The organism is Bacillus cereus group sp. BfR-BA-01330 (assembly GCF_022663885.1).
In the GTDB taxonomy this organism is placed as follows: Bacteria; Bacillota; Bacilli; order Bacillales; family Bacillaceae_G; genus Bacillus_A; species Bacillus_A cereus.
This window is the reverse complement of record NZ_JAKUGK010000003.1, coordinates 459,567-474,888: the sequence shown is the minus strand read 5'-3', so window position 1 is coordinate 474,888 and position 15,322 is coordinate 459,567. Positions and strand designations below refer to the sequence as shown.

Sequence of the window (15,322 nt, the reverse complement as noted above, 5' to 3'; positions counted from 1 at the left end):
CCTACCCTTCCATCATTCTGTTTCTTTCTTCTTATTTAAATACCAATACACCGGAAGTCCCGTAAAGACAATTCCAATGGATAAGAAACAACTTACCGGATCATTGATAATTGCACTACCAATTACAAAGAGCGAACCTAAAATCGCTACGATTGGTACGATTGGGAATAACGGCACACTATATGCACGCTCTTTATTCTTATTACGTTTTCTTAAGATGAAGACACCAATAAACGTCATTACATAAAAAATATAAATAATGAATACGGAAATCTCAGATAGCTTATTTGGATCACTAATAATCATTAAAATAATTCCTAAAATGATTTCAACAGTAATCGCATTTGCTGGTGTTTTAAATCTCGGACTTTCCTTTGCAATAAACTTAGAAAATGGAAGTTGTCCACGCTCTGCCATAGACATTGGAATACGTGGGAATGTTAAAATCTTTCCATTTAAACAACCGAAAATAGAAACGATAATACCGATACTAATAATTTTTCCGCCATATTCTCCAAGTAACATGCCTGCAGCTGTCGCTGTTGCATTTTCTCCAAGGTCTACAATTTTCGCTGCTGGTAATACATTTAATAACGCCAAGTTAATTAATACGTAAGCAGCTGTTACAATTAAAATCCCTACTGTCATTGCTTTCGGTAATAACTTTGTTGGATTCTTCATTTCTCCACCAATCGAAGCAAGTAAAATCCAGCCGTCATAAGCAAATAACGTTGCTAAAATTGCCATACCGATACTTTGATTTTCCGATATCGGCACAACTACGTTAAAGATATCGCTATTCCCTTTCCAGAAACCTAGCACAACAATTAACACAATCGGAATCATCTTCCCAATTGTCGTGATTGTTTGAACGATACCTCCGTATTTTGTTCCCATACTATTTACAACGCCAAGGAACACAACCGTTCCAATTGCGATTGGTAAATTCCACACTTTATCTAAATAGAAAAAATTAATCATTAAAGAACTAAAGTATAAACCTAATGTTCCGATAATAGCAGGTCCATAAACAATTGTTTGCATCCAACCTGATAAATATCCCCAAAAACTTCCGTAAATCTCCTCTAAATACGTATACAACCCACCATTTTTCGGGATTTGCGCTCCAATTTCAGCTACTGTTAAACCACTTGCTAGCGTCAACAGACCACCAATTACCCAAGCAAGAATGGCCATATTAGAACTCCCCGAGTAATCTAATACGCTCCCTGGTTTCATAAACACACCAGATCCAATAATCGTTCCTACTACGATAGAAAGTGCTACTGTTAAACCAATTTTGTTCTTCTCATCATGATGCATGCTGCGTATCCTCCTTCCAATCCTAGTGTGATGCAAAAATGAAATAAAAAAACACTCCTCCCTAAAAAAGGGACGAGTGTTGTATTCGTGGTTCCACCCTTGTTTCAATTCGTAAAGTAACACACTTCACCAATTTCTCAAGTCTAAATAACGGTTTTTGCCGGCAAGCAATTACTAGATGCTCGTTCACTGCTGCAGTTCAGAGGTGGTAATCCATTTTTCCGTATTAGGAAGCTCACAGCCAAAGGCTTCCCTCTCTGAAAATCGTAAAAAATTGATCATGTCCTCATCATCACTTCTTGATGTCGAATTTTGTAGTTATTGTTCATTATATTGAATTGTTAGAAAAAATCAATATATTTTTTTATATAACATAGGAAATATTTCTCTTCTTATATTATAACAGAACATACAAAACTTCTCTAATTCCCTAAAAATGGTATAATCCATTTAGGAGGTGTACTAATAATGATTGCTGTCTTTTGTATCATTGCTACGTTTCTCTCTATTCTATTCGCTATCATGCATCGGCACAAGTATCCTGGTTATAGCATTTTAGCGGTAGCTATTATACCAGCTGTTTCCTTCTACGTATTGGGTAAATATCAATATACGGAAGTGTTTATCGGTTTTGCAATCTTCTACTGCATCTTCGGATACATACTAACAATGAAAAGAATTTTATTGAATCATTAAAAGGGACCGATTTCTGCTGACAGAAATCGGTCCTCGCACGTACCTTCCGGTTGCCCACACGAAAGATACATAAATCAATTATTTATCTTCTTTTTTCATAAAAAACTTATGGTGCGGTAAATCAACATTCAATGCCTCTAATTGTTTCTTTTCGTTGTCTAAAATCGCTTTTGCTTTTGTTTTTGTTGCTTCATCTAATCCAGCAAAGATGTCTTCATGCTTCTCTTTCTCTGGAAGTTTCACACCTAATTTTGTTAATTCTTCTTTTGCTTGCTCATGCGTTAATTTTCCGGATTTCTTTTGCTCTAAAATTGACTTCGCTTTCTCTTTTGTCTGTTCATCTAAGTTAGCAAACATGTCTCCATGTTTACCTTTCTCCGGCATTTTCACGCCTAGCTTTGTTAATTCCTCTTTTGCTTGCTCATGCGTTAATTTTCCAGATTTCTCTTGCTCTAAAATTGACTTCGCTTTTTCTTTCGCCTGTTCATCTAATCCCGCAAACATTTCTTTGTGCTTACCCTTTTCCGGGAACTTCACGCCTAATTTTGTTAATTCTTCTTTTGCCTGTTCTCGTGTTAATTTACCAGACTTCTCTTGCTCTAAAATTAACTTCGCTTTTTCTTTCGCCTGTTCATCTAATCCTGCAAACATGTCTTTACGCTTCTCTTTCTCCGGAAGCTTTACACCTAGCTCCTGTAACTGTTTCTTTGTATCATCCATAATTGTTTTTACTTTTTGTTTTGTAGCGTCATCCAAATCCTTTTTCGCCGTTTTTGTAGGCTGATCCACTGCTGGAGTATTCGTTGCCGCGAATGCCGGAATACCGACTCCTCCAATGATTCCGAATGATAAAGCACCTGCAATCGCTAAATAGCCAACTGTTTTCTTCTTCATAGGAAATTTCCTCCTTCATATTTCTAAAGCATGTAGCATGTACACTTTCGTATACAACGCCAATAGTAATATTGGTTTCTTAAAATTTCCTTAACGATTCAAATAAAAAACACCGCTCGTAATGAGCGGTGTTTCTCTAAGCCTTTTGTAATTGTAACTCTTCACGTTCCATTATTTTTCTTAATACAATTGTTTGTGTCATTGTAAATAAGTTACCTGTTATCCAATACAACACAAGTCCTGATGGCGCCGCAAACCCCATAAATAGAATCATTGCCGGCATCATAATTTGCTGCATCTTTAGCATCTGTACTTGTTCTCCAGGTGTAATATTCGATTGGAAAACTTTCATCTGAATAAATGTCGTTAACGCTGCAATAATCGGTAATATATGATATGGATCTGCATGTCCTAGGTTCACCCATAAAAACGAAGATGTGCGAATCTCTTCAGTTCTGCTAATCGCATAATACAAAGCAGAGAAAATCGGCATTTGTATTAATAATGGCCAGCAACCAGCAAGTGGATTCCAACCGCCTGATTTCATTAGTTCTGACATTTCTTTTTGATACTGCTTTTGCTTTTCAAGGTCTTTGCTTACATCACCGTACTTTTTCTTTAGCTTCTGCAATTCAGGTTGCATTTTCTTCATTTTCGCTTGGCTGCGATATTGCGAAACAGCTAATGGAATCATTGCTGAACGAATAACGAGCGTCATAATAATGATAGCAATCCCAAAGCTAGCTCCAGGTATATGATGAGCAACAAATTGAATCATAAACGAGATTGGATATACAAAATAATGATCCCAAATTCCCGTACTATGTGCATCAATTGGGGCTGCATTACTGCAACCAGATAAAACAAAAACAAATAATAATGATAAACTAACGAGCACAGCTCGGTATGATTTTAACATGTTCATTCCTCCAATGTTTCGTAATTATTTAGCGAAACATTGGCGTATACGGACCGACCTCGTCATTCTCTTCACTTGATTCTTGTCTGCGTACAGAACGAATCATTCCATATTTATAAAAAATAGAAAATAGCGGTACATTTCCCGCACTATCTTCACATGTATCAACTAACGCAAAAGCTCTTTGTCTACCGCTTGATGCTTGTTGACGCACAAAGCGAGAAACATTAGCAAGGAAGAAAACTTCTAATAAACAAAGTGCCGTCGTTACAAACGATATATATAGAATTGCATCCTGCAATAAAAATTCCATCGCTTCACATCCTTAATAAGGTCATTTTAGCACATCGGGCAAATATTCTCTATTTCCTTTTATTTTCAAAAAAAGTATTTTGCATATTTTCTCAAGAAAACAATAATTAAGAAACGTTGTATTCGCTTTCTTTAGCATATTCACACACATCAATGAATAGGCTTGATTTATTAGAAATTTATAAAATTTTTGCATTATAATAAAACTATTGCCAGTTTTTGAAAAAACCTTTATTCTCTTCTTGTAATCAAAAATGAATATGGAGATGAAACATACTATGGGTCAACTAGGAGACGCCGATTACGTTCCCGACACCGCCTTTTTATCCTTCCCAGCAGCTAAAACATTTCACTTAGAATTTATGATACAGTTGGTTGTTATTTTTATAGCTTCTATTTTGTATGCAATTTCTATGAATATGTTTTTTATCCCGCATAATATGATTAGCGGTGGATTCGCTGGTGTAGGGATGATTATCGGTTATTTAATGCACTACAATATCGGTGCACTTATCTTTTTACTAAACATTCCTCTTCTTATTTTAAGTCACTTTTACTTAGGCAAGAAGACAACCTTTTTAACAGCTTACTTTGTAGCTGTGTCATCGTTAGCGATGAACATTATCCCGGTACACCAAGTTTCAGACGATATTTTACTTTCTTCTGTATTCGGTGGTGTTATCTGCGGAGCAGCTTCAGGAATTATATTCCGATTTGCTTCTTCAACAGGTGGTTTTGATGTTGTTGGATTGATTGTAGCGAAATATCGAGATGTTTCAATTGGAGCAATCATATTTGTATTCAACTTAATCTTACTTGTAGCAGCAGGTTTTATTTTCGGATGGGATATTACACTTTATACGTTAATTAGTCGATTTGTAGTCAGCAAAGTTATCGACGCTGTGCATACGAAACATATTAAATTAACGATAATGACTATTACAGAAAAAGGCGAGGAAATAAAAAGCGCACTACTACATCACGGCATACGCGGGGTGACAATGGTAGACGCTGTCGGCGGCTATACAAACCATAAGAAAAAAATGATTTACACTGTCGTGACTCGCTATGAGTTAGGCGAAATGAAACGTATTATCCGTCAAGTGGATAACAAAGCATTTATGAACATTACTGAAACAGTTGAAATTGTCGGCCGTTTCAAACGCATATAAAAAGGTTAATAAATTAAAGGGCATAACATATTAGTCATATATAATATGTTATGCCCTTTGTTATTCAACTAACGTACCTTTTAGCATAATAAAATCACTAAGTTTATTACTACAAATCGGAGGATAGCATTCCATATACAATACTATCTGTCCATTCATCTTTATTCCAAAAATCTTGTATGAAATGGGCTTCCTTTCTCATACCTATTCGTTCACACAATTTTTGTGAAGCTGTATTACGTGCATCAAGATTAGCCTGTATACGATGTACATTACATTCATTAAATAATTTCAATACCAAACTACTTACTGCTTCTGTCGCCAAACCTCTCCCAGCTACTTCATTTGAAAAACTATAACCAATCTCAACAGTGTCTTTCATATTTGTGTACCATACGGATAAATCACCAACTACTTTAGTTTTGTATATAACTGCCAAACTTAATATTGTTTCTTTAGTAAGTACATTATTTGCTATCTTCTTATTAAATCTTTTCTGCATGTCTTCATGAGTCCACTTATTATGTAATAGGAACTTACATGTATCATCACTATTATAAATAGCAAATACATCCTGTAAATCAGTACTCTTAAAAGGTCTAATTATTAATCTTTCTGTTGTGAACTCCAAGTTAGCTCTCCTCCCTTACATTCATGCTATAAAACATTTTTTATAGTATTTAAGCCTCATTCTTAGATCTCACCTTGATTACATATTTCATCATAATAAATTAAAATCCTTCTTCCACTAAACTGCACCGTTAATGGTATTTCCTTGCGCTTTTTATTTTTTACACTTATTACAAAATCAGATAATTCTATTATTATGTCCCTAAATGTGTTATAATGAAAGCAGACTCACAAAAAAAGAGTATATAGACTTGGAAGTTTCTCTTATTTTACAAGCAAAAAGAAACGAGCAGTCGGGTATATTTCAGACACCATACACGTAACGGTTTAAACAACCGATCATCTTAGTTACTCTTCAATGATCTTTTTATAAAAAGATACGTACAATTAAAACTCACTTCAATATACTATACCTACCTTTTTGACTTCCAAATCATCTTATTACATAAGGAGATGAACATATGAATCAATATATACGATATACAATAGCTGTCCTGTTTGCTATTATCGGCGGAACAATCTGCTTCTGGACAAACACTCAGCTTGGAGAGAATATCATCTTTAATGGAATCGAAACACTTGTAAGCGCTTCAATTTTAGGCGGATACATTTACTTCCTCTTTAATCCAGAAGAAAATGCTCAAAAAACAATGTTATTAACAATGATCGGAATCGTTGGTGGATGTATTTCCTACTCAATGACAAACTATACATTACCACTTCAATTAAGCTCAGCTTTCTTCCACGGTCTATGGACTTGGTTCATTGCATTCTGCCTAGCAGACGTATTCAACCTATTACAAGACAATGAAGAAGATAGCGGTCGCCAAATTGAAAGTAACTCTTAAGCTGGAAGATACTCTTCCAGCTTTTTCATGTTGGTTTGCATACCCCGCATCACGATAAAAAGAAGTTGCCCTCACGGCAACTTCTTTTCCATATACCCCACTTCGTATTCACTAAAATATATCAACGATTTTTCAAATATATCGATCGTTTCACCACTTATATCAACGATTTTTTCATTATATCGACGCTTCGACACAAGATATCGATTTACCGACAACCTTCGACACTCAAAACGCACAACATACCCTATCCACCAAGCAATTTACTGCCGAACTCTACGATTAAAAAGATAATTAATAAGATCGCGAGTATCTTTAATGCTACATATGCTACTTTAAAAACAGCATAAATGAGCAAGACGATTAAAATAATCGTTAAAATTTCCATCTAGAATTCCTCCAAGCTTTGCTCTTCTTATCTCATTTTACTCGTCCTAGGCTGTTTATGGAACGGCATAAGATGACATAGAAAAAAGAGGATACCTCACCCATCGTAAGATACCCTCTCTTTCAGCTGCTCAAACCATTCTCTTTCTACTTGTAAATATCCCATCTCACTCTTCTCGGCGCTCTTTAATTCTTGATCGGCTTTCTTCATATAAGTACGGGACGCTTCCATATTACCCTCTACATATCTAATAATTCCTTGTGTACGGTAATATCCACTTAGGTCCATTTTTGTAATAGCCTTTGCATGTTCCTTTGCTTCTTGCAAAGAAAGACTATCCATCTGATAAAGGGCTTTATATAAAAGGTACCAACTATGAAAACTACTAACGAAAAACTTATTTTCTTTCGTTACAGGTAGTTGAACAATTCGTTCTATATACGGTATCGCTCTTTCCATTCCCTCTTGATCTGCACGAGCAAAAAAGACGAGCATAAGTCTACTCATTATCTCTCTTATCCCTTTATTCTCTTTTATTTTCTCCTCACTCAATTCTACTAACCTTTCATCCCAATCTTTCGGTCTTTTATAACTAAATAACTCACTCGATATTTGAATCTCATATAAGTGATTTCTAGCTCTTTCATCATCTTTAATTAAAATAAGAAATTGCATCCCATCACTCATAAGCATCCCTTTTATCGGCACAATTGTAACCGCAAAGATTGCAAAATGGAAAAAGGAAAAATATAAAAGATATTGATAATAACTCACCATATATATGTAACCGGAAGTAATACCAAATAGTAAACTCGTAATCGGTCCACCTAAAGTGAGCCACGCCCACTTTTTCGAAAGATTCGGTGTCTCTATAGAAGGTGGTACTAGTGTTGCAACGCCTCCAAAGTACGCCCACAATTTATTTTCTCGAATGCGTAATTTTCCCTTTTCTTTTTGAATAGTAATGGGTCCTACTGTCATAAATTTAAATGTCAAACCACCTATTACACCAAATACTACATGTCCTAGCTCATGAATGGCTAACACTAACAATGAAATTCCAACTATTGCCCATAAGTTCAAAATTACTTCTAATTTCCCAGTTCGGATTACTCCGTATAAAATGGACAGAATTAGCGCCACTGTCATTGAGCCAGCTGGCCTTCTTAAAATATCCACCTTTTTCTCCCCTTAATAAATCATTTTTCTTTGCATTTCGTACATGAACTTCCCGAGATGCAATATCCAAATAAATGAGATTAAGCCAATTAATACAAAATCGATATCACTAGCAGCTGTATATATAACGGCAGCCCACCATACATATGCCAATATTGTATTCGTAAATTCATACGCTTTATATCCAGCCTCATGCACAATGTGCTTTAATCCTTCATCTGCGTTTTTCGTCCACATTTTCATAGATTCCATATACGTTACACCTTGTTCAGGATATAGCTTATTATAACGATTTTTTGTTATAAGTCCGATAATTACTACAGTAGTTAAACAAACAATAGAAGCTACTAAATTCCACACCGCAAATGAAACATTTGTATCCTGCAACAGTGCACGTCTACATGTAATAACTGCATATACAAACCATGCCTGCGTAACTATATCGCCTACACGTAAATATATACTTATAATGCCTAATTTTCTGCCTTGTACGCTCTCTTCTTCATCGCGTGCCTCTGCTAACATACGTGTATTCTTCCAAGTATAGTACATCATTAAGATTCCAAAAATAGTACATATACCTATAAATGTATTGGATGATAATTTTCTCGGTTCATCCGAGAGTAAATTTAAAGCTATATAAGACGTTAAAAAGCCACCCATCATACTTAATGCTATTTTCCCCACAGAATCAAATTGTTTTTTTCGTTTACTCTTCATCGTCCTCTTCCCCCTCTACTAACGTAAATATTTCCTCCACCGGTACATTGAAAATTTGTGCGATTTTTAACGACAATACGATAGATGGTGCATAATCCCCGCGCTCAATTAAACTAATCGTTTGCCGTGATGATCCAATCGCTTTCCCTAAATCCCCTTGTGATAAACGATGCTTTGCTCGCAATTCCCTCACTCGATTTTGAAGCTTCATGTCTTCCCTCTTTTTCATTTATTTAATTAAAATTGTAAATAATATCCTTATCTTTGTCAATTATAATTGTCATTACGACTATAATAATTGACAAGATACTTATTTCTTATCCTGTATCAAATTCCTATAAAGAATGTAAAATGTGCATTAAACATAGTCTTAAAAATAAAAAAGTCAGTGCTTTTGCACTGACTTCCTAAATTCTGACATAGAATGGATTTCATATTAACTTGCGTTTTGTAGTAATACTCGTTTTAACTGCTTACGGAAACGAATACCTAACGTAACCGCTACAATCACAATAACTCCAAAAATGATTTTACCGATATGACCTTCTAGCACTCCAAAGATATCATGTAAGTTTCCACCTAACCAGTAACCACCGATTAAGAAGAATGATACCCAAAATAGAGCACCTGAATAAATTGTAATGGCAAAACGACGGAATGGTAAATTAATAATTCCTGCAAAGTATCCTGTGAAATGACGTACACCAGGAATAAAGAAACCAATAAAAATTAAGAAGTACCCATACTTATCAAACCACATTCTCGTTAAGTCAATTTTTCTTTGCGTTAAAAATACGTATTTCCCATACTTTTGAATGAAAGGCATACCTAATTTATTTCCTAAAAAGTATTGAATCGTCATTCCTACACTTGTCCCAATAAAGGATAGAATAATTAAAATCGGTAAACTTAAATCACCCTTATGTGCTAAAAATCCCGCATATGCTAACGTTGGCTCTCCCGGAAACGGAAGTGCAATATATTCTAACAGCAAGCCGACAAGTACAACATAGTACCCGTATTGCTGAAATAATTCATGAATCCATTCCATGTCATCTCTCCTTTCAATCACGTACAACTTCTTACTATTATTGTATAAAAAAATTGTCGAAATAACTATCACAATAGCTTACATTTTTATTACATTTTTGTAAGGGTCACACTAGTGATTTTCGTTCTTTATTAAATAGTAAAAATCATTTTTCAAGTCGAAATAGCGAAAAGGCGCATTAATAACATGCAGATTTTATCCATTTTTTAGCACTAAAAACCTCTCTTATTTTGTTCTCAATAAAAAACCATCACAAACTCATACTAACTTCATATTAGCTTCATATATGTATTGTAAGATTATATCGGAATTTGTTGAAAAATTTAACCAATATATGACTAAGCATTAATTTGAATAAATATAAGTCGTTTTTCGAAATTGAAAAAAGGGTGAATACGAAATGGAAGCATATAAAATGCACGATTTTATTAATACAAATGTTGAATCTCATCAAAATGAAACCGTTTTTAATTTACAAATATGTGAAACAAGTGAATTTGACGTAAGTTTAACAAAATCTACAACACTATCTTTTATCGTTTCAAAAAAGAATATTAAAATTGTCACGAAAAAATGGATTAATTCAAATCAAGAAAGCATGATTGGCAAAAGCTACATCATTCCAACAAAAGCTTTTCATTATTTCTTACCAATCATCTCTGAAAATGAAGATGAGCTAAATATTCAAGTTCAAAGTTTTGGACTACGTGGTGAGCTTTTATTAAATGAAAGATTACTTATTGATAACAACAACAAACACAACAGCAAAATCACTACATTCTTTGAAACATTAGATGAAAATGTAAATAAAGCATTACGAGGATTACAACTTCATTGTATGTAAGACTCTTACGATAGTAAAAGGAGAATAACAATGAAAAAATTATTATTAAGCGCACTATTATCATTAGGATTTTTAACTCTTCCATTCTCTAGCGCAGAGGCAGCTACAACGAAAGATCAATTAATCGTAGACACTCAGTTAAATAAAATGGATTATTATCAGGATGGAAAATTTATAAAAAGTTTTACTGTCGCTACTGGAAAAGCTGCAACACCTACACCTAAAGGCACTTTTCAAATCGTAAATAAAATTAAAAATCGCCCTTATTATACAGGCAAAATTAAAGGCGGCGATCCACGTAATCCACTTGGTGACCGTTGGCTCGGATTAAATATGGCAGGAACTTACGGAACAACTTATGCGATTCACGGAACTAACAATAATCAAGCAATCGGCAAATGGACAACACTTGGTTGTATTCGTATGTATAACAATGATATACACTGGTTATTTGAGCGCGTTCAGCAGCAAGCTACTGTCACTGTAAAATAGCCTAAAAACAAGATTTATGTGTAGCCAAGAATTTTATGTCTTGGCTTATTTTATTTATTCATTTACAGTAGCAAAACAACTGTATTTACATATATAATAGGAATAGATTTGATTAGCTAATATTTAAACATTGATAAACGTAGATATTAAAATTATACAGTTATAATGTTTTATAAATTTTATAATACATACTATAATAGAACTACTGTAATTCTGAACTATTCAGTAACACTAAACTATTCCCCTTGCTACCTTCATGATTATTTTATAGCGGGGGCTTATTATATGTATAAACAATCTGAGTCACTCGAAAAATGATGAATTCGAATATTGCAGTAAAAAGCGTTATTTAGGAGGTGTTACTATGACGCATATACTGGTGATTGAAGACAACCCAGATATACAAGAACTTATTCGTGAATTTCTAATGGCACAAAACTTTACAGTTGATGTAGTTGGTGCTGGAACAGAAGGTATTCTTCTTTTCCAAAAAAATTCATACGATCTTGTCCTCCTCGATGTAATGTTACCAGATATAGATGGCTATAGTATTTGTAAAATTATGCGAGGACAATCTGATGTACCAATCATTATGTTAACAGGCTTACATAATGAAGAAAGTGAAATTAAAGGATTTGAGTTAGGTATTGATGACTATATTACGAAACCGTTCCATTATACTGTATTTATTAAGCGTGTAGAGGCTGTATTAAGAAGGGCAGCAACGAAGGAAGCAGAAGCTGCAACTATACTACAATTCCATGAATTGATGTTAAACTCTACAGCATATGCAGCTTATGTTCATGGTAATCAAATTGAATTGACAACAAAAGAATTTGAAATTATTTATACTTTACTGCAAAATCGAGGAAAAGTATTATCAAGAAGTGATTTGTTGAATAAGGTATGGGGCTATGAACATTATGGTGATGTAAGAGTTATAGATACACATATTAAAAACTTAAGAAAAAAATTAGGAATTCCTTATATTAAAACGGTGAAAGGCATTGGCTACAAAATCGAATCGTAGCAAAGACAACATCACCAAAAATATTTTCATCAAAACCTTATTATTTTGTATTCTTTTATCACTTTGTCTTTATCAAATTATTTACTTTCTAGCTTCAAACTACGATAAAGAACGTTTTGCGAAAGAAAATGGAACGCCGACTACAGAACAGGCCGATTCAGATAAGCAAAACGACGGAAGTAAAACGAAGCAAAATAAAGCTGTGTCAGAGGGGAGCATTTCTAATTTCCAATCTTCTATTATAGATTATAAATCTCTTTCTACAGCTATCAATCACCTTTTGCAGCCTAGCCAAACTGTAAAGGCAAAAGAACATACACAAAATCTTTCGGGGAAAAATAGCACTTCTAATCCGCCTACAGAAGCAGAAAAGAAAGCCGCTAATAATGATGCCTTACATACACAAAATGCAGCAAGTAAAACAAATGATACAAATGATAATCCAAAGTTAGCAGATGCGTTGCAGCAATTAGCTCCACATATTGGCGCGACAATGCTTGCATTATCACTACTCGGATCTTTAATTTATACAAAACTAATTGCCAAACCTTTTCAATATATGAGCGATGCTTTAAAAGATATTATGAATCTTGATTTCTCAGATAAAAAGCTACTTAACAAAAATACAGATCAAACAGATTTTAATTTGCAAGTAGCTGCTTCACAAGTACCAAATATTGTGAAGAATTTACATGCAAGCAATCAAGATTTAAGAAATGAGCTCAAGAAGGAACAACAATTAGAACAATCTCGTAAAGAATTTATGTCTATGGTATCCCATGAATTAAAAACACCAATCGCAGCCGTTATGGGACAACTAGATGGCATGATTCACGGAATTGGAGCTTATAAAGATAGAGATAAGTATTTGAAACGTTCCTACGAGATGATGCAAGACATTAACATATTAACGGAAAAAATGTCGGAATTATCCAAAATACAAAACCCTCAATTTAAACCGAATTTAGAAGTCATTTCTTTATCTAATATTATTGAGGATGTTATGAAGAAAGTAGATTACTTTGTATCTGTAAAACAATTAAATGTACAATCTAATATTAAACACGACGTACAAATTTTAGCTGATCCTAAATTTATTCAAACTGCTATTTTTAACATTATTTCAAATGCAATTCATTATACAATTGACCATCAGCACGTATATATAAAGCTTTATGAAAAACCAAATGGTTACGCATTAGAAGTATTAAATACAGGTTCACAAATTGATGAAGATAAACTTGCTCATTTATTTGAGCCTTTCTATCGCGCAAACCCTGATAAACACGGTTTAGTACAAGGTAGTGGTCTTGGATTATATATCGTGAAACAAATATTAGATAAACATCAGTTTCCTTATGGGATACAAAACACGCCTCAAGGTGTAAAATGTTCTATTGTATTCCCAAAAGCAATGTAAAAACCTACTACAATTTCATACCCCAAATTCATACTTCGTATGAGTGGCGGAATTTTGTAGAGTATATGACTCTGTTTCGTTCGCCCGTTATCCTTATTTGGATAGCGGGCGTTTTTTATTACTTAAAAGGAGGATTTTTTATGGAAAAGTTTAAATATTCATTGCTCGTTTTATTCGGTGCTTGCAGCTATGGCATACTTTCAACTATTTTCAAACTCGGATTCATAAATGGATTTTCAGCACATCAACTATTAGGGGGACAATATGTCTTCGGATGGATTGGACTATTTCTACTCGTTCTTTTCTTTTCACGTCATAAAGTAACAAAAAAACAATTCTTTTCCTTACTAACCGTCGGAACAACAATGAGTATGACCGGGATTTTCTACGCTATTTCTGTAGAAGAACTACCCGCATCTATCGCTGTCGTCCTACTCTTTCAGTTCACTTGGATTGGTGTCATTATCGAAGCAATTGCAAATCGAACATTTCCAAGCCGCGATAAGATTATATCTATCCTTATTTTATTTGCTGGTACATTGTTTGCAGGTGGTGTATTTGAAGGCCTCGGACAAAGTTTTTCTACGAAAGGGATTATCTTTGGACTATTAGCTGCTGTCTCTTTTTCATTCTATGTTTTTGCAAGCGGGCGCGTCGCTACGGATGTTCCGCCTTATACGAAAAGCTTCCTTATGACAACAAGCGCTACTCTTATCGTATGCCTATTCTTTCCGCCAACCTTTTTAACAGACGGTGCTTTGCAAGCCGGTCTATGGAAATATGCTTTCTTCCTCGGATTATTCGGCGTTGTTGTACCTGTCATTTGTTTTTCAATCGGTGTACCAAAGGTTGGAACAGGGCTTGGTACAATATTAGGTGCAGCTGAATTACCAACTGCTATTATTGCTTCTATTACACTTGTACATGAAGTCGTAACGTTCATGCAGTGGATTGGAATTATTTTCATATTAGTTGGGATCTTCACTCCTCAGCTGCTTACGGCTAGGAAAAAAAGGAAACAAAATCGCGTGTATAGCGCTTGAAAAAATACAGAATTTATATAAAAGATATAACTGCAATTAAAATAAGTAAATTTATCTGGAGGTATAAATGACTATTTTAAGCATCGTATTTTTTGCTATTATGTGTATCTTCTTCCTAATAAGATATATGAAAGAAAAGAAATTTTACGATTTACTTCTCATTCCCGTTTGTATATATGCAGGAGCAGTGAAAACTCCTTTCGTAGAGTACTTAAACTTTAATACTACATTTAAAATAACGTATGATATTGCAGCTATTATTCTTGTAATCCTTGCTGTACTTTTCTTTTTGAAAGATAAGACAGAGAATCATACTGTATAACAAAAGACCTTTCATTTACTTGAAAGGTCTTTTTCTCTA

The 15,322-nt window shown here is 34.3% G+C and carries 19 protein-coding genes and 1 other annotated feature; of the genes, 9 read left to right on the top strand and 10 right to left on the bottom strand.

Annotated elements, in window-relative coordinates:
- Positions 1 to 12: 12 nt before the first annotated feature.
- On the bottom strand, positions 13 to 1,323 hold the full coding sequence (locus tag MR112_RS11445; RefSeq protein ID WP_000546312.1) for an APC family permease: 1,311 nt from the start codon (positions 1,321 to 1,323) through the stop codon (positions 13 to 15).
- 65 nt (positions 1,324 to 1,388) lie between these two features.
- Positions 1,389 to 1,625, bottom strand: a binding site (T-box leader).
- Positions 1,626 to 1,791: 166 nt separating this feature from the next.
- Here MR112_RS11445 and MR112_RS11440 point away from each other — a divergent pair.
- Positions 1,792 to 2,019: a hypothetical protein gene (locus MR112_RS11440; RefSeq protein ID WP_000562231.1), complete on the top strand. Its 228-nt coding sequence runs from the start codon at positions 1,792 to 1,794 to the stop codon at positions 2,017 to 2,019.
- A gap of 78 nt (positions 2,020 to 2,097) precedes the next feature.
- Here MR112_RS11440 and MR112_RS11435 read toward each other — a convergent pair whose 3' ends face one another.
- The 3 genes from MR112_RS11435 to MR112_RS11425 form a co-directional block, all read right to left on the bottom strand.
- Positions 2,098 to 2,913 (bottom strand): hypothetical protein, encoded by an 816-nt coding sequence (locus MR112_RS11435; protein WP_074554282.1) that lies wholly within the window; start codon positions 2,911 to 2,913, stop codon positions 2,098 to 2,100.
- A 136-nt stretch (positions 2,914 to 3,049) separates the two neighbouring features.
- Complete coding sequence (gene yidC, locus MR112_RS11430) at positions 3,050 to 3,832, bottom strand: membrane protein insertase YidC (RefSeq protein ID WP_000920524.1); 783 nt, start codon at positions 3,830 to 3,832, stop codon at positions 3,050 to 3,052.
- Between the two features lie 28 nt (positions 3,833 to 3,860).
- Positions 3,861 to 4,145, bottom strand: a complete 285-nt coding sequence (locus MR112_RS11425; protein WP_000394930.1) for a hypothetical protein — start codon at positions 4,143 to 4,145, stop codon at positions 3,861 to 3,863.
- A 277-nt stretch (positions 4,146 to 4,422) separates the two neighbouring features.
- On the opposite strand from MR112_RS11425, the gene MR112_RS11420 reads away from it, so the two are divergent.
- Complete coding sequence (locus MR112_RS11420; RefSeq protein WP_000530044.1) at positions 4,423 to 5,316, top strand: YitT family protein; 894 nt, start codon at positions 4,423 to 4,425, stop codon at positions 5,314 to 5,316.
- A gap of 109 nt (positions 5,317 to 5,425) precedes the next feature.
- On the opposite strand, the gene MR112_RS11415 is transcribed toward MR112_RS11420, so the two are convergent.
- The gene (locus MR112_RS11415) at positions 5,426 to 5,947 is read right to left on the bottom strand and encodes a GNAT family N-acetyltransferase (protein WP_000397300.1); all 522 of its coding nucleotides are present in this window, start codon (positions 5,945 to 5,947) and stop codon (positions 5,426 to 5,428) included.
- Positions 5,948 to 6,407: 460 nt separating this feature from the next.
- On the opposite strand from MR112_RS11415, the gene MR112_RS11410 reads away from it, so the two are divergent.
- Complete coding sequence (locus tag MR112_RS11410; RefSeq protein WP_001077773.1) at positions 6,408 to 6,794, top strand: DUF3938 domain-containing protein; 387 nt, start codon at positions 6,408 to 6,410, stop codon at positions 6,792 to 6,794.
- 247 nt (positions 6,795 to 7,041) lie between these two features.
- Here MR112_RS11410 and MR112_RS11405 read toward each other — a convergent pair whose 3' ends face one another.
- The 5 genes from MR112_RS11405 to MR112_RS11385 form a co-directional block, all read right to left on the bottom strand.
- Complete coding sequence (locus MR112_RS11405) at positions 7,042 to 7,182, bottom strand: DUF3985 family protein (RefSeq protein ID WP_000404782.1); 141 nt, start codon at positions 7,180 to 7,182, stop codon at positions 7,042 to 7,044.
- A gap of 96 nt (positions 7,183 to 7,278) precedes the next feature.
- The gene (locus tag MR112_RS11400; protein WP_002182986.1) at positions 7,279 to 8,331 is read right to left on the bottom strand and encodes a zinc metalloprotease; all 1,053 of its coding nucleotides are present in this window, start codon (positions 8,329 to 8,331) and stop codon (positions 7,279 to 7,281) included.
- Between the two features lie 42 nt (positions 8,332 to 8,373).
- A complete protein-coding gene (locus tag MR112_RS11395) occupies positions 8,374 to 9,081 on the bottom strand; it encodes a DUF3169 family protein (protein ID WP_000837717.1) in 708 nt (235 codons plus the stop codon).
- The gene (locus tag MR112_RS11390) at positions 9,071 to 9,292 is read right to left on the bottom strand and encodes a helix-turn-helix transcriptional regulator (protein ID WP_000776168.1); all 222 of its coding nucleotides are present in this window, start codon (positions 9,290 to 9,292) and stop codon (positions 9,071 to 9,073) included. Before MR112_RS11390 ends, MR112_RS11395 begins: the two co-directional genes overlap by 11 nt.
- A gap of 225 nt (positions 9,293 to 9,517) precedes the next feature.
- Positions 9,518 to 10,132: a DedA family protein gene (locus MR112_RS11385; RefSeq protein WP_000454754.1), complete on the bottom strand. Its 615-nt coding sequence runs from the start codon at positions 10,130 to 10,132 to the stop codon at positions 9,518 to 9,520.
- A 400-nt stretch (positions 10,133 to 10,532) separates the two neighbouring features.
- Between MR112_RS11385 and MR112_RS11380 the strand changes: the two genes are divergently transcribed.
- The 6 genes from MR112_RS11380 (at position 10,533) to MR112_RS11355 (ending at position 15,283) form a co-directional block, all read left to right on the top strand.
- A complete protein-coding gene (locus MR112_RS11380; RefSeq protein ID WP_000388769.1) occupies positions 10,533 to 10,976 on the top strand; it encodes a DUF3978 family protein in 444 nt (147 codons plus the stop codon).
- Positions 10,977 to 11,006: 30 nt separating this feature from the next.
- Positions 11,007 to 11,468, top strand: coding sequence for a L,D-transpeptidase (locus tag MR112_RS11375; RefSeq protein ID WP_000735063.1), 462 nt, complete (start codon positions 11,007 to 11,009; stop codon positions 11,466 to 11,468).
- Positions 11,469 to 11,832: 364 nt separating this feature from the next.
- Positions 11,833 to 12,498, top strand: a complete 666-nt coding sequence (locus MR112_RS11370; RefSeq protein ID WP_000148833.1) for a response regulator transcription factor — start codon at positions 11,833 to 11,835, stop codon at positions 12,496 to 12,498.
- Positions 12,476 to 13,918, top strand: a complete 1,443-nt coding sequence (locus MR112_RS11365; protein WP_000201958.1) for a sensor histidine kinase — start codon at positions 12,476 to 12,478, stop codon at positions 13,916 to 13,918. Before MR112_RS11370 ends, MR112_RS11365 begins: the two co-directional genes overlap by 23 nt.
- Positions 13,919 to 14,058: 140 nt before the next feature.
- On the top strand, positions 14,059 to 14,961 hold the full coding sequence (locus MR112_RS11360) for an EamA family transporter (protein ID WP_000410485.1): 903 nt from the start codon (positions 14,059 to 14,061) through the stop codon (positions 14,959 to 14,961).
- Between the two features lie 67 nt (positions 14,962 to 15,028).
- On the top strand, positions 15,029 to 15,283 hold the full coding sequence (locus MR112_RS11355; RefSeq protein ID WP_242244967.1) for a hypothetical protein: 255 nt from the start codon (positions 15,029 to 15,031) through the stop codon (positions 15,281 to 15,283).
- The last annotated feature ends 39 nt before the right edge of the window (positions 15,284 to 15,322 follow it).